The organism is Pseudomonas sp. LFS074 (genome assembly GCF_047978165.1).
In the GTDB taxonomy this organism is placed as follows: Bacteria; Pseudomonadota; Gammaproteobacteria; order Pseudomonadales; family Pseudomonadaceae; genus Aquipseudomonas; species Aquipseudomonas putida_P.
Window position 1 is genome coordinate 171,484 of sequence record NZ_JBFPFV010000003.1, and the last position, 15,455, is coordinate 186,938.

Consider the following 15,455-nt stretch of genomic DNA (forward strand, 5'->3'; position numbering starts at 1 on the left):
TTGGGTTGTTGGATGCAGCTATGTAATTAGTCCAGCTTCTCTCAGCTGTCAAAGCAGGCTTGTGCAGAGCCGCCTGGCCGATGATCCGGGCCATATCGAACATTTAAAGGCCTGAATAAGAGCCTCCGGCCAAGGGCTTGCAAGGGGCTGTGAAATCCAGCGCTGAGCGATACGAGGACGTCTGGACGTTCATCATGCCGAGCACGGTGTGGAACAGGTTGTCGTGGCTCAGCGGTGACGTGGTTTGAGCTTTCAAACAACCCACGTTGACCTTTTCGCTCTTCGCGAGCGAGTCAGACATCCAAAGTACCAACGGCACCTTTGTTTGCTCGTCAGGAGCCATCGCGTAAGGCAGCCCGTGCAGATAGAGCCCACCCTCCCCCAGCGATTCGCCGTGGTCCGAAACGTACATTAGCGCAGTGTCGAACTTGGTGTTGGCCGCCAGGATATCGATGAGATTTGCAGTCACATAATCGGTGTAGAGGATTGAGTTGTCGTAGGCATTGACCACCTCCTCCTGCTTACATTTGTCGAGCTCGTTGGTCTCGCACACCGGTGCGAATTTCTTGAATTGCGAGGGGTAGCGCTTGTAGTAGGCCGGGCCGTGACTGCCTTTGTAGTGGAGCACCAGGACAGCATCGCCTTCCTGGCGCTTGATGAAGTCTTGCATCTCCGTGAGCAGCACCCCGTCCTTACACTCCTCGCTGGTGCACAGTTGGGAATCCGCGTGAGAGGCAGCCTTGTGGTTGGGAATCCTGTCGCAGACCCCTTTGCACCCCGAGTTGTTGTCAGTCCACATGACACTGATGCCAGCGCGTTGAAGCACGTCGAGCAGCCCTTCTCGGCTCTTGGCCAAGCCATCTTTGTACTGGGCCTTACCCACGTCCAGGAACATGCATGGCAGCGAGACCGCGGTGGCGGTACCGCAGGAGCTCACGTTCGTGAAGCTAATGACATTTCGCTTTTCTAGTTCCGGATTCGTTTCACGGGAGTAGCCGTTGAGGGAGAAGTTGGCGGAGCGAGCGGTCTCTCCTACTGCCAGTACCAGCAGCCTGGGTTTACGAGCCGCACCCTGTCGATTAACTACCGCATCAGTACCAATGGCCGTCAGCGTTTTAGGTGAGGCCAGCTGACGCTTCAGGTACCCATGGCCAGCCGCAAACAAGTTGGTAGGTACCAGAATCAGCCGGATCTCCCGATTGTTGCGCAGCAAGGAGGCATACGACTGGTACTGACTCAACGCGATGCCAGATAAGGTCAACAGAGCGAGCGACAGAGCAATGAACCTGCTGACCAAAGCTTTGGCCCAAGGCTTACGCCGGAGGGGAACCCGGGCAATCAGGTAGACGGGCAACACCCCAACCATTGCGACCCAAAGACCGAGCTTCCAATTCAGCAGCTCGGTTGCCTCAGCGACGTCGGTCTCCACAACGTTGGTGAACATTGTGTAATCGACCACGATGCCGTAGGCATTCATGAAGTAACTCGCGAAAGACGCGCTGATCAGTACCAGACACAGCAAGGGTTTGGCCAGCCGCCCCCATGACAGCAAGCTCAGAACGGTAAACACCCATGCGAATACTATGACTGGGAGGCTAGCAGCTAGCAGCCAGTTCACTTCATCGGTTTTGAATACCAGCGTCCAGAGCACGTTCCAGAGCTCAGCGTTCGCGAATAGCAGCAACCAAAAAGTCACCAGGCCGATTAGCAAATTAGTACTGATGCCTTTCTGCCGCGCATTGCGAATAGCAAAGATCCATTTGCTTAACAGGGTGTGAACAATGGATTTGGAAGGTGTCATTATCAAACTCTGGAAGCTGCTTATCCATGGCGGTAGCTATGGAGTTAGCGGGAGCTACAAGGCAAGCCGTCGACAGATGCTGAGCGATTGCGCAATGTGCGGAGCGCCAGAGGCCTTGGGCCCCTACGCGTTGGGGACGCTTAGTATGTGTGAGGCATAGGGATAAAAAGAGAAATGAATCTCGCTGAGCGCATTATTTCCGGGACCTGATAACGACACGATGACCTCGGGATTACAATGCTGACAGAAATCCAATAACTGCTGCTTTGATTGTCAATGATCACGCTATGATCAAAATTAGGGGAATACCACCCACCAAAAACAATGCGCCGCTCAGCTAGATAAATTTAATTTCACGAACAAAACGGTTTCGTTTTGTCGTAGGCTAATTTTGAACTTTCAATTCAACTTACAAGTCTTTCTCGCGAGCAGAACATTATTTTCAACTTTTGCTCGTTAATATGTCACCCATCAATGAGGGGCGAATACCATGAGCTTTTTCAAAAACATCCTGGGCGGGCACCATGGTCGTGAAAACCACGGTGGAGGCAAGCACCACAGCGGGGGACATGGGGCCGAGCAATATGATCGCCATGGCCGGCAGCAGGGCTGCGACGGCGGCAATCAGGTGTATGACGGCGGGCGCCCTGCCACTCCAGCCCCCATCAAAGATCTGCAGGGCTGCAGGCAGTGCCGGACGGCCAACGATCCGTCAGCACGCTTTTGTCTAAACTGCGGAACACCGCTATCGAGTGGTTGCACCGCCTGCGGCTCGCTGCTGAGTGCAGGAGCAAGATTTTGCAGTCAGTGTGGCCAAGCGACGCTCTAAGGCTAGCTAGACAGGAAGGCCAACGAGACCACAACCCTGCGCAAGGAGAAATACGTGGGTTCAAATCACGACCATGGCAGCGCTGCAGTACGCGAGGGGCATCAGAAGAAGCTAATCATGGCGCTCGCCTTGACTGGCAGCTTCATGATTGCAGAAGTGATCGGCGCGTGGATTACCGGCAGCCTGGCGCTGCTGTCGGACGCATCTCACATGTTCACAGATACTGCCGCCTTGGCGATCTCACTGATTGCACTTCAGATAGCCAAGCGGCCGGCAGATCAGAAAAGAACCTTCGGCTATGCGCGCCTGGAAATTCTGGCTTCGACGTTCAACGCCGTGCTGCTCTTCCTGGTGGCGATGTACATCTTGTATGAGGCCTACCAGCGCTTCTTCATGCCGGCGGAGATCGCTACCGGAGCGATGATGTGGATCGCAATCGCCGGCCTGATCATCAACCTAATTTCGATGCGCCTTCTGGCATCTGCGAGCAACGAGAGCCTCAACGTCAAAGGAGCCTACCTCGAAGTTTGGAGCGACATGCTCGGCTCGCTAGGCGTAATCATCGCGGCACTCATCATCCGCTTCACCGGCTGGACTTGGGTCGACACGATTGTCGCTGTGGCAATCGGCCTCTGGGTTCTGCCGCGGACGTGGCAGTTGCTTCGCGAAAGCCTGGGAATCCTCATGGAGGGTGTGCCGAGGGGGCTCGACGTGACGGCAATCGAGGCTACCATCCTCGGCGTAGATGGCGTTACGGACGTTCATGACTTGCACGTCTGGGCCGTCAGCAGTGGCAGCAACGTGATGACGTCGCACGTAGTGATACGGGATTCTGCAGATGGGGATGCTGTGCTGGCGGCCGTCGTGGATGCTGTCAGCGATGCATTCGAAATCCATCACTGCACCATCCAGATCGAGCGGGCAGCTTTCCACGAAAGCGTTCCGTCGCCCTCACACTGATCGATCGGTAAAAACCAAACAAACACATCACCCTCCTGGCTGAGGGTGATGTCGTAGAAGACATGCGGTGAAGGATGGCGTAAACGGCAGGAGCACTTCGAGAGGGGTTGGTGAATGGCTTCGCCTGCCCCCGACCATAACCTCCAGAAGGTTCAGCGATGGCTTGGATCATCACGAAGTATCTACTCACTGCCGGATTAGTGATTCTCGTATCGGAGCTGGCAAAGCGCAGTGACAAGCTGGGCGGGCTGGTCGCCGCCCTGCTGCTGGTCACGGTCTTGACGCTGGTCTGGCTTTACCTGGAGAACCAGAGCATGGAGAAGATCTCCAATCATGCTTGGTACACCTTCTGGTACGTGCTGCCGACCCTGCCGATGTTCATCGCTTTTCCAGTGCTGCTGCCCAAACTGGGATTCTGGCCAACGCTTATCAGCAGTATCGTCATCACCATGGTGAGCTTTGGGGGCTTTGCCCTGCTGCTCCGTCGATTTGGCATTGAGCTGTTATAAGTCACGAGCCAGGACTGCAATTCAGGGGCCGTTCAACGACTATTGATGCACTCACCTTTGACCAGGTAGCGAACCATATGTAGTTCGCCCTTTGAGTCTTCGTAGGTCATCATGCTTCTCACGTTACCGCAGTACCGCACGCTGGGCGATACATACACCAACTTACTAACGTCAAGGTCCATGCCATAGGCGTAGTCTTCAAGCTGAGGCATGGGCTTTTTTACGCGCTGAGCATAATCCGCAGTAGCCTCTCTAGCAGATCGCTCAATGCGTTGATTGATCTCCATACCGCTTTGGGCATTGGCTGTTAGTGATGTAAAGAGCATAAACACGGCGATCGCTGATACAGTAGTGTTCATAAGAAGTCCCTTAATAAAAAAGCGCCCGTAGGGGGGCGCTAAAATTCACCTACCAAAGGAGCGTATGGTTTACAGGTGAATGCACTGGCGTGAACAACTGCCCGTCGCTCTTGCCAAGCTGCTTTGAAATGAGACAATTTCCAAAGCAGCAATGCCTCTTACGCTGCCGTTAAACTAGCAAAGGAGGCTAACACCAAGATGATCGCGCAATTACAATTTGGACATGTAATAGATTGTAAGATAATTATTCGAGAGAATACTGAGCCCTCGCGTGAACTAATTCACAGAAAGGCGCAGGGGTTTGGGGCCGTCCATGGGGACTGCCTGCATGGCACTCGATCCAAGGCCAGTACCAGTCCCGCCAGCTAGCGGCAGAAATGCTGCCTGTCCTGGCCGATTCCACCCGTCAGGCGAAGCTGTCGTACACCGTTGCAGGCCCCAGAATCCGCTAAGCTCAAGGGTGGAGCCTGCATGACTGTCAGAAATCTTGCGGCTACATTACAAATTTGTAGGATTTCGCCGCGACCAGCTTCTTCGCGTTAAGATTCAAGCGTCCTCAGGTGACCCGGCGTATGGACAGAGGTAGCGACTACCACATGCCATACCCCCAGCCAAACTTTCGAACAGCCTGCAACCATGGCGGATTAGGCCAACTCCTTCCTCACACCTTGAGATAAGTTATGCGCGTTCTAGTTGTGGAAGACGAAATTAAAACTGCCGAATATCTTCAGCAGGGCCTATCCGAAAGCGGGTATGTCGTAGATATCGTGCACAACGGTGTAGATGCCCTGCACTTGTTCAACACTAATGTCTATTCGTTGGTCCTGCTGGACGTGAACCTCCCAGGTATCGACGGCTGGGATCTGCTGGAAACCATCCGCAAGAGCAGCCGGGTCCGCATCATCATGCTGACCGCCCGCGGACGCATCAATGACAAGCTCAAGGGCTTGGACGGCGGCGCGGATGACTACCTTGTTAAGCCATTCGAATTCCCTGAGCTGCTTGCACGCATCCGTTCGCTGCAACGCCGTGGTGATGAGTTAGTAGAGAAGAGCTCGCTGAAAATTGCCGACCTAGAACTCGACTCCGTCCGCCATCGCGTTTTCCGCGGTGGCACACGAATCGATCTCACCACCAAGGAATTTGCGCTTTTGCACCTGCTCATGAGCCGAACGGGCGAAGCGCTGACTCGCTCTCAGATCATCTCGTTGGTCTGGGATATGAATTTCGACTGCGACACCAATGTCATCGATGTAGCCATCCGGCGCTTGCGCTCGAAGATCGATGACCCGTTTGAAACCAAGCTCATTCACACGCTTCGTGGCGTTGGGTACGTTTTTGAGGAACGCGCATGAGGCCATTCAGCCTGGCTGCAAAGCTGGGACTAAAAGTTGGATTGATGAGCGCAGCGCTGCTGCTGATGTTCGCTACCTTCGGTTACATGATGGTTGGGCAAGCACTGGATAGAAATGCTCGCATCGATCTCGGCGTCAAAATGGAGGCAATGGCGCACAGCCTTTCCGAAATCACTGATATTGCCGATGTCAGTTCAGATTCGCACAAGCTGGTGGATTTGGTCACAGGCCAGAACAACCTCTACGTAAGCATCTACAGGTCCGCAGAGAGTGAAGATCCTTTACTCACCATCGGTTCCAAACAGATCAATCGAGAGGTTCATAGGTTCCAGGCTGCGGCGCAGACCACGGAATATGAGTGGAGCGACTATAACGGACGCCCCCTGCTCAGTGCTTCTCAGGCCATGACTCTGGGCGATGGTACGGAGGTCGGCGTCTACATGACTGCTGATCAGTCATCCAATGAAGCCCTACTCGATGCGTTGTTAACCTGGGGCCTAATGATGTCCCCTGTCATCCTCGCGTTGATCCTGGCCATTGGTTGGTGGACCGTGCGCAGAGGCCTGCTGCCACTGACCAAGTTCCTCAAGATCGCGTCGAAGATCTCAACCGAGAGCCTCGACCATCGCCTTCCAACTGATGGGATGCCTGCAGAACTCAAGAAGCTCGCCGACGGTATCAACATCATGCTGGCTCGCCTGGATGATGGGGTTCAGCAGCTCTCGCAGTTTTCTGACGACCTTGCTCACGAACTTCGGGCACCGCTCTCCAACCTAATGGGCAAGGCCCAGGTTGCCTTGACCAGAGAACGATCGCTTTCCGAGTACCGGGAGGTTCTAGAGTCGTGCACAGAAGAGCTGGACCGCATGAGCCGCATGGTTTCCGACATGCTGTTCTTGGCCCAGGTCAGTCATCCAGCATCCATGGTGGAGTTCGAACCCGTTTCCTTGGTGGACGAGGTTCAGCGAGTGTGCGATCTCTTCAGCATTTCGGCAGAAGAAGGCGAGATCCAGCTGCAGATCTCTGGCAGTGATGACGTGGTGCGCGGGAACCGCCTGATGGTTCAACGTGCCGTCTCGAATCTGGTCTCGAACGCGATCCGTTACTGCCCTCGCGGCCGCACGGTCTACGTGAAGGTGCAGCATAGTGCGAGCGGTACGACGTTGAGTGTCGGCAACCCCGGCCGCGGTATTGCCAAGGAACACCATGCGCACTTGTTTGAGCGGTTCTACCGTGTGGACAAGAGCCGAGCACGGAGCGAAGGCGGTACCGGTCTTGGCTTGGCCATTGTGCAGTCGATCATGAGCCTGCACCAAGGGTCGGCGAGCGTGGAGGTGACCGAAGAAAACTTCACGTGGTTCCACCTTCACTTTCCCGCAGCCCAGCAAATGCAGCCGGCAATGACCGCCGCTTAAATTGCGCAGACACGATTAGGCCCGTCAATCGACGGGCCTTTTTGTTTGCCTCAATGCATCAGTGCCGGAGGACCACAGGGTCCATGGGCGACCGCAGAATCACCGACTTGATGATCTTCTGCTCGTCAGGATTGGCATTCTTCCACAGGTGGGAGAAGTACTGAGCATTCACTTTCTCTTGAGCACTTACGCTGCCGGCGGCATCGATCAGGCGCATTGTCGAGTAGACACAGATCAGCGCCAGAATGAAGAACGCCGTGGCAACCACCATCACATAACGCTTGGCCAGCACCGGTGCACGCTTGAGCTCCTGGATAGAGGCGTCCGCGGCCTTTGTCGCTGCTGTAAGCTCCGAAATCAGTGGCTGGATGGCGGTTTCGACTCCGCGGCATGCAGCTGAATATGCTGATGCAGCGGCGCGCAAGGCAACTTCTTCCGCATTCGACCAAGCCTTCTCCGCCTTTCGCACCTCCTCCTGAATCTGCCGGCCGACAGCGTCCACCTGTTCCACCAGTTCGTTCGACCTCTCCAGAACAGCGCTGGAGGTGCGCGTCTGCGAGGTCAGCTCGTCGAGTTGGACAGTGAGTTTTTCAGTGCAGCGGCGAAAGTCACCGATAGCAACTGCCCAGGGCTCTATGTCATTCATGGCTATCTCCTAGGGCGGCCAACAACGCCGCGCTGAATTAACGCGCTAGATATCAAAATTGTAATTTAAGACAAAATTCGAAGTCGCCCTCGACAGTGCCGAGATAGACATGATCCTTCCAGATTTGACGATTTAACGCATCCTATCTGCAGCCAAAATTACGGAATTGTAATTATTGACTCACCTTGTCGTTAGCTTCGCGTTCCTAAACTACAAACCAACAAAGGCCGCTAATCAGGTAGGCCTAGTATGAACCGAGGTTCACAATGAAATTTGTCAAGTCTATCGCTATTGGCAGCCTGCTGCTGGGTCTCATGGGTACCGCTTACGCTGAAGGCGGCTTCGAGCGAGCGAAACAGTTCAACGAGAACTTCCGAACCGAACAGGCTCGCCTATGGAGCGATGACTCTTCGGACCAGAACAAACAACAAGTCGCTCAAGAGCAAAAGAAAGAAAGCAAGGATGGTAAGGAACAAGCCGACAATTAATCGGCGGTTAAATAGGACTTCAAATGACGAAAGTAATCGACAAAAAAGCCAGGGTAAAACCTGGCTTTTTTGTGCTTGGAATTTAGCCTTCGTTCTTGCGAGGCGTTTCCGCATTGCTTTCTCCGGCCAGACCCTCGGCACCTTGTGCGGTACGCTTCCAATGGCACAGCAGGAGCTGGCTGGCGTTCGCTTCGGTAATCGATGTGCAAGCTAGATCAGCGGGCAGACCATCCTTGCTGTCTCGCAAGCGCCTGGACAGATAGAACGAGCCATCCTGCGGCCACTTGGCAGGATCCTTGATGTTCTCGGACTTCCCGCTGCTGTAAAACTCCGACGAGTATGAGCGGCGGCCAGGATAGATCAGGGGAGCGGAATGAGCAGACTGCACATTGAGCCAGGCTTGAACCACATCTCGCTGATTCTGAGGTCGCTCCTCTAGTACCCCGGCGTAGATGATGCCCGCACCGATGATTGGCAACACCAATGCGCTCGCAGCGGCAGCCCAGGTGGTCTTCGGGCCAACTTCGCTGACCCGTGCAGACAGCAGCAAGGCCCACGCTGGCAGCGCGGGTAGCAGGTAGGTCCACAGAATGTTGCCTGCAAATGTGAAGAAGACCGGTGTCGCCAAGGCCCACAGCCAGAGGTAGGCTTCGAAGCGCTGCATCGATCCACGCTTGCGGATCAACAGTGGTAGGAACAAGGCCCATGGCAGTAGCGACAATCCGAGCTGGATCCAGATGCTGCCGTACGGCTTGGCATGAGCACTACCATAGAGGTCCCCTGCCCAGTTACTGACGACGTAGCGGCTCCAGTGCTCACCAACGAAGAAGTACTCCATGAAGCCGGGCGTTTTCATTTCGGCCGCGACATACCACGGCACGGATATACCGAACATGAGCACAAGGCCGCTAATCCAGGGAAGCCTCAGTACCCGTCCCCATTCCTTGTAGATAACGAACCAGGCGAATGCCGGCGCCCCCATAAGCACAAGGGTCAGCGGCCCTTTGGCAAGCAAGCCCAGCCCGAGACCTGCGAACATCAGGTAGGCATCCGCCTTGCTGGCGCACTTCATCCAACGCCAGAAACCGTAGCTGGCCAGCAGAATCGAGAACGACAAAACAGGGTCAGTCAGCACAACACCGCTGGAGACCAGGCCAAGTGTGGTGCTGGAAAAAATAATGGCAGCCCAGATGCCGGCGTTACGAGAAATCTGCTGCGTACCGAGTTTGATGATGATGAAACAGCTTGCCAGGTGTAGTAGCCACGCTGGGAAACGCGCAGCGAACTCGTTAACGCCGAAGACCGTCATGCTCGCGGCCTGAGTCCAGAAGGACAACGGAGGCTTGCCCCAGAATGGTACCCCGTAGTCGAACATGGGCGTGATCCAGTCATTCAACTCGACCATCTTGCGAGCCATTTCAGCGTAGCGGGCCTCAGATGTGTCCATCAGCGGGTAGATGCCCAGCCCCACCAAGCGCAATAGCAAAATCGAACCCAGGATCAACCACAGCGTCCTCTCGTTCTTCAGATTCAGCATTTCTTACCCTCGATCGAAGCCATCGAAGGGTGGAGTGACACGGGATCTACCTTGTTGCTGTGCTTCAGGAAATAGAGAGGCCGGCGCTTCACTTCCGCGAGTGTCACGCCCAGGTACTCTCCCACCATGGCGACACCGACGCACATGAATGAAGCCATTCCGACGATCAGGTGATGGATGTCGAAACTGCCTGCCACAAGCGACGCGAGCATGTAGCAGATGCTGGAGACGAATAGTCCGAAACTGATGAGGCTGAAAATGCGCAGCGGTTTGCGAGAGAAGCTGACGATGCTCTCGATGGCCAGATTGAACAGGCCAGATGCATTCCACTTGGTGCTCCCGGCATGGCGAACAGTGCGATTGTAGGGCAGTTCGATAGTACGAAAGCCTACCCAGCCGATCATGCCTTTGAGAATCCTGGAGCGTTCGTCCAGCGCCCGCAGTGCTGCCAGCGGCGCAGGCCCAATCAATCGGAAATCGCTGACATCGGCCGGCATGTCCACCTTCTCCACCAGGCGCTGCATGACCCAGTAGTAAGCCCGGGCACTCATGCGCTTGAACCACGAATCACCGATTCTCAAGTTGCGCTGCATGTTCACTACGTCGTAGCCGCGTTGCCAGTAGTCCACCATGGCCGCGATGAGCTCTGGTGGATCCTGCAGGTCGACATCAATGAAAATCAGCGCACTGCCACGGGCATGATCTATCCCGGCACTCAGTGCAGCCTCTTTACCGAAGTTGCGACTCAGGGACAGGCAACGTACAGATGACCCATCCTGATAGTGGCGAAGAATGTCGGCTGTCCGGTCACTACTGCCGTCGTCGACATAGAGGATTTCGCAGGAGACGGGTAAGCGCTTAACCACGCGGGTGATTCGCTGGTGGAACTCGGGGATGGTTTCCTCTTCCTGGAAGCAAGGGACCACGATGGTTAACAAGGGATCAGGGCGCTCGGGAAAGCGATGTAATGTCTGCATGATTGAATGTCCAAAAACGATGTGCAATGAATCCAAGTGCAGTGAGGCTTAAGGTCACTAGGACTTGGGAGATAAGCGGTGACAGATTCGACTTGATGAGGAACCACATACCCACGCCATTGCCGAAGTTTGTGGCTAACGCGACCAGTGCAAACCTGACAGGCTGAAACTTACGAGAGCCATCTGCCACAAAACAGAGCGCCCTATTTCCAATAAAGCTTGCGATTGCGCCAACCATGCCGCCACAGATACTGGCCAGCAACGGAGTAGCAAATTCTGTCGTAACCAGCACTAGGAACACCACGTAATGGATTCCCGTTGCTATGAAGCCGATCCCCAGATAACGAATTAGTAAGGTAATAAGAGGTGGGTTTTGATTTTCCATGGCCAAAGCCTATGGAGGCAAAGGTGAAAAAACAGTGAACTAAATGTAAATGCTTAATTAGCTGAATCTATATATGATAAGTAATGAGTTGGCGCACTAGACTAGCACGCTACAATATCAGAGGGATTGCCTGAGGATTACGCTTTTGAAATAAAGGCCTGCCAATAACGCACGCATGACCTGTGCATTACAATGTTGTCAAGATAAGGAAATGTCAGACGACATTGAGCTAGATTCCCCGAATGAAGGGGGATCGAATGGTTACACAAAATGAAACATATACAAGCAGCGTTGTTTCTTACAGTCCTGACATATTGGATGATCTGCCAATTGATGATCAGCTGGCCGTAGAGTTTTTCGCAACAGCACGTTGTGCCAGTTTCAAACAGGCTGCCCGAGGGCTCAATGTGCCAGTGGTAGGCCTTCGCAAACGCTTGGAGAAACTGGAAGAGCACATTGGTGCTCCCGTGTTTGTCTACAAGCACAACAAGCTTGCTCTGACCCGGACAGGCGAGAGGGTCAGCCAGTACCTGTGCCAACTCTTCGGCCCTGAAGGCCTGGGCAAGTCTGGTGAAAAGGAGGACTCCAGGCTTACCATCGCGATCACAGAGCCAGTGCTGAGCGACATCGTGAACCGCGATCTAGTCGCCTACGTACGCGATCATGCCGAAATGCGGCTGGAAATCCATTCAGAGTGCACAACGCAGATGCTTTCTGAGTGTGAAGTCGATGTGGGTATCGCTTTCGTGAGCCCAGATGATGAGGGCGCTTTTGATCGCCATCCTACGTATAGGTTTGAACGGCTCGGCCGGATTGGGCACGCGCTGTTCATTTCCAGCCGCTACTCAAGGAGCGTCACCCTTCCTGTGGAGAGCTTGGATTTGCACAACTTCATGCTCGTTGTCCCTTGGGATGAAGAGATCTTGGCGGGCTCACGAAAGTGGGCATCGATAATGTCTGAGCATCAGGGCGGTACCACTCGGGTCAAGAGCTACAACCTATCACGAGGCCTTGTCGTTGGTGGTGCGTGTATTGGAGTGCTGCCCGACTACAGCCGAAAACTGGAGAGAAATATCCTACCCGTGCCGGGTTTCCTGGACGACCTGGAGGAGAAAGATGTCTATCTTGTTATCAAATCGAAATTGATACGTAATCCCCAGGTTTTGGAAATTCGAAGATTGATCAAGAAGAGCTTCTTTGATAAGAAAGACTGGCTTGTTCGGTAACAGTTTTGTTAGGTTTGAAACTCTCCCGTTAACACTTAAGAAACACAACTGTCATATTCGCTTGCAATCTAGTCAGAGTGCTTAGAACAAAGGCATCTTGTTACAGCAGGTGACAACCGTGGCCTGCTCCCATCTGCAAGATCAATTTAGGCCGGCGCAGGGCGAAACACAACGTCGGTACCTAAGCACTTAACATACGAGAGGCAAGCAATGATCCGTTCTTCGAACATGCGGGAAAAGCTGTTGGCTGCCGCAATAATAGGCACATTTTCCTCGCAAGCATTCTCCGGAACAGTAACCACTGACGGAGCTGACATCGTTCTGAAGACCAAGGGCGGTCTTGAAGTATCGACTTCTGACAAGGAATTCAGTTTCAAACTGGGCGGCCGAGTTCAGGCCGATTACGGCCGGTTCGATGGTGTCTTCACCAAGAATGGCGATACCGCTGACGCAGGGTACTTCCGTCGCGCCTACCTTGAGCTCGGCGGCGTGCTGTACCGCGATTGGAAGTATCAGCTCAACTACGACCTTTCCCGCAACACGGGCAACGACTCCGACGGCTACTTCGACGAAGCCAGCCTGACCTACACCGGCTTCAAGCCGGTCCAACTGCGGTTCGGCCGTTTCTATACCGACTTCGGTCTTGAGAAAGCCACAAGTTCGAAGTGGACCACCGCCATGGAGCGGAACCTCTCGTACGACCTGGCGGACTGGATCAACGACAACGCCGGCATGGGTGTACAAGCCACCAGCACCATCGCTGACATGGCTTATGTCTCCGGTAGCGTGTTCAGTGAAACCAACAACAACTCGGATGGCGACAGCACCAAGCGCTACAACGTACGTGGCGTGTTCGCACCACTGCACAGTGATGGCAACGTCCTGCACGTCGGTGCTCAGTACGCTTACCGCGACCTCAAAAACAGTGCGGTCGATACCCGGATTCGTTCGCGTCTGGGCGTTCGCGGTGTAGATACCAATGGCGGCGGCGATGCCGGCACCAACGGTAACCGCATGCTGTTTGGCGGTGCCGCCGCACAAGATGGCCTGTGGAAGGACGATTCGGTCTGGGGTCTCGAAGGTGCCTGGGCCACCGGCCCGTTCTCGGTGCAAGCGGAATACCTTCGCCGCAAGCTGAAAGCTGACCAGGCCAACAACGACATGAAGGCCTCCGGTTACTACGCCCAGATGGCTTACACCCTGACCGGCGAGCCGCGTATCTACAAGCTCGACGGTGCCAAGTTCGACACTATCAAACCAGAGAACAAGGAACTGGGGGCCTGGGAAGTCTTCTACCGCTTTGACGATATCAAGGTCGAAGACGGCAACCTGGTCACCGCAGCGGACCAATCAAACGAGCGCAAGGCCAAGAGCCACACTGTGGGTGTGAACTGGTACGTCAACGAGGCGGTGAAAGTCAGTGCCAACTACATCAACGTGCGTACCGACAATAACGAGAACACCGTGGGCGACGACAGCGGCAATGCCATCGTGACCCGTCTGCAATACGTCTTCTGATCCCTCTCATCAGTCTGACGTGAGAAAGCCGGAAGCGCTGTATGTGCTTCCGGCTTTCCTGTTTCTGACGTGATCAAGCATGGAGCGCCCTCCTCCTACCTGCTTTTGCTTACCGATGACCTCTCTTGCCAACGCTCGGCGAATCTGGTGTGATTGCCGCGTCGGGCTTTGCATGGTGGCCGTGCAAGCAAATCAAACCTGACTCCTACTCATGATTGAACCTGATTCGACGTCCAGCTTCGCGTCTAACGGCCCTACAAGCGCAGCTACCCCAACGTCGCTCTTTAGGGGATAGTCATGTCTGCCAAAAAGCTGCTTCAACCTCTCGCTGCTCAGCTGCACGCCTCGTTTTCGGCTTCTGGCCGCCTGTATTCTCACCAGGACATCCACCAGCTGTTCCACGCGGCCATCGGCTCCGTTGCACCGCAAGTAGCCTCCCAAGACAAGCTCCCAATCCAGGTCAGTCGTGACAACGACACACGGCAGTACAACCTCTACGCGGCGGTCGAGCGTGCGAAAAAGTGCTTGGGATTGACCGATCTTCAAGCAGTCGGTGTGGCAGAAGAGGTCATCGAGGTGCTACGAACCGCGGGAATCGGCGTGAACCAGGTTCGCCTGCTTCTTGACCCCACCTTCACCTCGAAGACTCGCAAAAAGGCCTTCAAAGCCCTCTGCAAGAATCTGGATCTGAACGAGCTCGGCGATCGGTTCGTCCCCAAGACGGCCACGTTGGCCATCGCTGCTGGTATTGCGCCGCCTCCCAACATGTCGTGGAAGGATCGCTTCGCCTTGGCTGCAAATTCCCCTATGCGCGGGCCAAGCGAGCTCATCAGCATGGTGAACCGAGATGAGTGTTATTTGTGGGTATTCCCACCGACTGACCATCATGCGACGGCTCCAGCGACGCATGACCGTTTCTTTGGTGAAAAGACCCATCCGAGCGCAGAAATGGGCATGGGTTTCAGCATCATCGATTCCGGCTGGACCCGCCCCAAGTACCCGCTCGCCAGGCAGTCACAAGAGACCTTCATCCAGTATTCGCTTTCTGCGCCGATGTGGTCCTGGCGCGCACAAAGTGACACCTGGCGCCTGGGAAACATCCTGCGCTCCAGGATCCTTGACGGAGCTCCTTGGCATAACGAGCCTCTGAGCGATGTGTTGCCAGAGGGTTTGAAGTCTCTGCCGCGGATCTATGGGTGCGAAACCTGCCGAACGCTGTTCATCGAGAAACACAGCGGCTATCCGGATGTACCCACTCAGTGCCAGTGCGGGGATGCGAGCAGCACCGATGACCAAAACGAGCCACCTGCTCTCAATAGCTGATTTTCTTTCGGTGGCGGGGCTTTGCCCTCCCCTGAAGGGATTGGCTATGGGAGCGGGATTCGCTCAGCCCAAACCTGAAGGTGCCGCCACCTAACCGAGCGATATGAGCTGAATGCTCGCGGAGTAG

The 15,455-nt window shown here is 54.8% G+C and carries 15 protein-coding genes; 9 read left to right on the forward strand and 6 right to left on the reverse strand.

Going from position 1 to position 15,455, the window contains the following annotated elements; translation table 11 throughout:
* Positions 1 to 103 precede the first annotated feature (103 nt).
* Positions 104 to 1,801: a phosphoethanolamine transferase gene (locus ACNQP3_RS24780; RefSeq protein ID WP_059183342.1), complete on the reverse strand. Its 1,698-nt coding sequence runs from the start codon at positions 1,799 to 1,801 to the stop codon at positions 104 to 106.
* A 490-nt stretch (positions 1,802 to 2,291) separates the two neighbouring features.
* Between ACNQP3_RS24780 and ACNQP3_RS24785 the strand changes: the two genes are divergently transcribed.
* From ACNQP3_RS24785 to ACNQP3_RS24795, 3 genes are all read left to right on the forward strand, one after another.
* Entirely contained in the window at positions 2,292 to 2,630 is a 339-nt protein-coding gene (locus ACNQP3_RS24785; protein ID WP_080635014.1) for a zinc ribbon domain-containing protein, read from the forward strand.
* 54 nt (positions 2,631 to 2,684) lie between these two features.
* Positions 2,685 to 3,590, forward strand: coding sequence for a cation diffusion facilitator family transporter (locus ACNQP3_RS24790; protein WP_004577663.1), 906 nt, complete (start codon positions 2,685 to 2,687; stop codon positions 3,588 to 3,590).
* 158 nt (positions 3,591 to 3,748) lie between these two features.
* Complete coding sequence (locus ACNQP3_RS24795; protein WP_004577662.1) at positions 3,749 to 4,099, forward strand: DUF3147 family protein; 351 nt, start codon at positions 3,749 to 3,751, stop codon at positions 4,097 to 4,099.
* Between the two features lie 32 nt (positions 4,100 to 4,131).
* On the opposite strand, the gene ACNQP3_RS24800 is transcribed toward ACNQP3_RS24795, so the two are convergent.
* Positions 4,132 to 4,458: a DUF2790 domain-containing protein gene (locus ACNQP3_RS24800; RefSeq protein WP_004577661.1), complete on the reverse strand. Its 327-nt coding sequence runs from the start codon at positions 4,456 to 4,458 to the stop codon at positions 4,132 to 4,134.
* 680 nt (positions 4,459 to 5,138) lie between these two features.
* Here ACNQP3_RS24800 and ACNQP3_RS24805 point away from each other — a divergent pair.
* The gene (locus tag ACNQP3_RS24805; protein ID WP_059183343.1) at positions 5,139 to 5,813 is read left to right on the forward strand and encodes a heavy metal response regulator transcription factor; all 675 of its coding nucleotides are present in this window, start codon (positions 5,139 to 5,141) and stop codon (positions 5,811 to 5,813) included.
* Positions 5,810 to 7,228, forward strand: coding sequence for a heavy metal sensor histidine kinase (locus tag ACNQP3_RS24810; protein ID WP_059183344.1), 1,419 nt, complete (start codon positions 5,810 to 5,812; stop codon positions 7,226 to 7,228). Before ACNQP3_RS24805 ends, ACNQP3_RS24810 begins: the two co-directional genes overlap by 4 nt.
* A gap of 58 nt (positions 7,229 to 7,286) precedes the next feature.
* On the opposite strand, the gene ACNQP3_RS24815 is transcribed toward ACNQP3_RS24810, so the two are convergent.
* On the reverse strand, positions 7,287 to 7,874 hold the full coding sequence (locus tag ACNQP3_RS24815; RefSeq protein WP_004576065.1) for a hypothetical protein: 588 nt from the start codon (positions 7,872 to 7,874) through the stop codon (positions 7,287 to 7,289).
* A 266-nt stretch (positions 7,875 to 8,140) separates the two neighbouring features.
* Between ACNQP3_RS24815 and ACNQP3_RS24820 the strand changes: the two genes are divergently transcribed.
* Positions 8,141 to 8,362, forward strand: a complete 222-nt coding sequence (locus ACNQP3_RS24820) for a hypothetical protein (RefSeq protein WP_003253450.1) — start codon at positions 8,141 to 8,143, stop codon at positions 8,360 to 8,362.
* Between the two features lie 82 nt (positions 8,363 to 8,444).
* On the opposite strand, the gene ACNQP3_RS24825 is transcribed toward ACNQP3_RS24820, so the two are convergent.
* The 3 genes from ACNQP3_RS24825 to ACNQP3_RS24835 are packed head-to-tail and all read right to left on the reverse strand — an operon-like array spanning position 8,445 to position 11,261.
* Positions 8,445 to 9,899: an ArnT family glycosyltransferase gene (locus ACNQP3_RS24825; RefSeq protein WP_004576064.1), complete on the reverse strand. Its 1,455-nt coding sequence runs from the start codon at positions 9,897 to 9,899 to the stop codon at positions 8,445 to 8,447.
* Positions 9,893 to 10,876: a glycosyltransferase family 2 protein gene (locus ACNQP3_RS24830; protein ID WP_033726583.1), complete on the reverse strand. Its 984-nt coding sequence runs from the start codon at positions 10,874 to 10,876 to the stop codon at positions 9,893 to 9,895. The genes ACNQP3_RS24825 and ACNQP3_RS24830 overlap by 7 nt, the downstream gene beginning before the upstream one ends.
* Positions 10,842 to 11,261: a GtrA family protein gene (locus ACNQP3_RS24835; protein ID WP_004576062.1), complete on the reverse strand. Its 420-nt coding sequence runs from the start codon at positions 11,259 to 11,261 to the stop codon at positions 10,842 to 10,844. The genes ACNQP3_RS24830 and ACNQP3_RS24835 overlap by 35 nt, the downstream gene beginning before the upstream one ends.
* 257 nt (positions 11,262 to 11,518) lie before the next feature.
* Between ACNQP3_RS24835 and ACNQP3_RS24840 the strand changes: the two genes are divergently transcribed.
* The 3 genes from ACNQP3_RS24840 (at position 11,519) to ACNQP3_RS24850 (ending at position 15,328) form a co-directional block, all read left to right on the forward strand.
* Positions 11,519 to 12,487 (forward strand): LysR family transcriptional regulator, encoded by a 969-nt coding sequence (locus ACNQP3_RS24840; RefSeq protein WP_059184118.1) that lies wholly within the window; start codon positions 11,519 to 11,521, stop codon positions 12,485 to 12,487.
* Between the two features lie 210 nt (positions 12,488 to 12,697).
* Positions 12,698 to 14,005 carry an OprO/OprP family phosphate-selective porin gene (locus tag ACNQP3_RS24845; protein ID WP_009395904.1) on the forward strand — a complete coding sequence of 436 codons (1,308 nt, stop codon included), beginning with the start codon at positions 12,698 to 12,700 and terminating at the stop codon, positions 14,003 to 14,005.
* 297 nt (positions 14,006 to 14,302) lie between these two features.
* On the forward strand, positions 14,303 to 15,328 hold the full coding sequence (locus ACNQP3_RS24850; protein ID WP_059183345.1) for a hypothetical protein: 1,026 nt from the start codon (positions 14,303 to 14,305) through the stop codon (positions 15,326 to 15,328).
* The last annotated feature ends 127 nt before the right edge of the window (positions 15,329 to 15,455 follow it).

Excerpts from the sequence above, each read along its gene's own strand:
- ACNQP3_RS24845 (WP_009395904.1), top strand. The coding sequence starts at position 12,698 with ATGATCCGTTCTTCGAACATGCGGGAAAAGCTGTTGGCTGCCGCAATA.
- ACNQP3_RS24795 (WP_004577662.1), top strand. The coding sequence starts at position 3,749 with ATGGCTTGGATCATCACGAAGTATCTACTCACTGCCGGATTAGTGATT.
- ACNQP3_RS24805 (WP_059183343.1), top strand. The coding sequence starts at position 5,139 with ATGCGCGTTCTAGTTGTGGAAGACGAAATTAAAACTGCCGAATATCTT.
- ACNQP3_RS24815 (WP_004576065.1), bottom strand. The coding sequence starts at position 7,874 with ATGAATGACATAGAGCCCTGGGCAGTTGCTATCGGTGACTTTCGCCGC.
- ACNQP3_RS24820 (WP_003253450.1), top strand. The coding sequence starts at position 8,141 with ATGAAATTTGTCAAGTCTATCGCTATTGGCAGCCTGCTGCTGGGTCTC.
- ACNQP3_RS24830 (WP_033726583.1), bottom strand. The coding sequence starts at position 10,876 with ATGCAGACATTACATCGCTTTCCCGAGCGCCCTGATCCCTTGTTAACC.
- ACNQP3_RS24840 (WP_059184118.1), top strand. The coding sequence starts at position 11,519 with ATGGTTACACAAAATGAAACATATACAAGCAGCGTTGTTTCTTACAGT.
- ACNQP3_RS24810 (WP_059183344.1), top strand. The coding sequence starts at position 5,810 with ATGAGGCCATTCAGCCTGGCTGCAAAGCTGGGACTAAAAGTTGGATTG.
- ACNQP3_RS24850 (WP_059183345.1), top strand. The coding sequence starts at position 14,303 with ATGTCTGCCAAAAAGCTGCTTCAACCTCTCGCTGCTCAGCTGCACGCC.
- ACNQP3_RS24835 (WP_004576062.1), bottom strand. The coding sequence starts at position 11,261 with ATGGAAAATCAAAACCCACCTCTTATTACCTTACTAATTCGTTATCTG.
- ACNQP3_RS24785 (WP_080635014.1), top strand. The coding sequence starts at position 2,292 with ATGAGCTTTTTCAAAAACATCCTGGGCGGGCACCATGGTCGTGAAAAC.
- ACNQP3_RS24780 (WP_059183342.1), bottom strand. The coding sequence starts at position 1,801 with ATGACACCTTCCAAATCCATTGTTCACACCCTGTTAAGCAAATGGATC.
- ACNQP3_RS24825 (WP_004576064.1), bottom strand. The coding sequence starts at position 9,899 with ATGCTGAATCTGAAGAACGAGAGGACGCTGTGGTTGATCCTGGGTTCG.
- ACNQP3_RS24800 (WP_004577661.1), bottom strand. The coding sequence starts at position 4,458 with ATGAACACTACTGTATCAGCGATCGCCGTGTTTATGCTCTTTACATCA.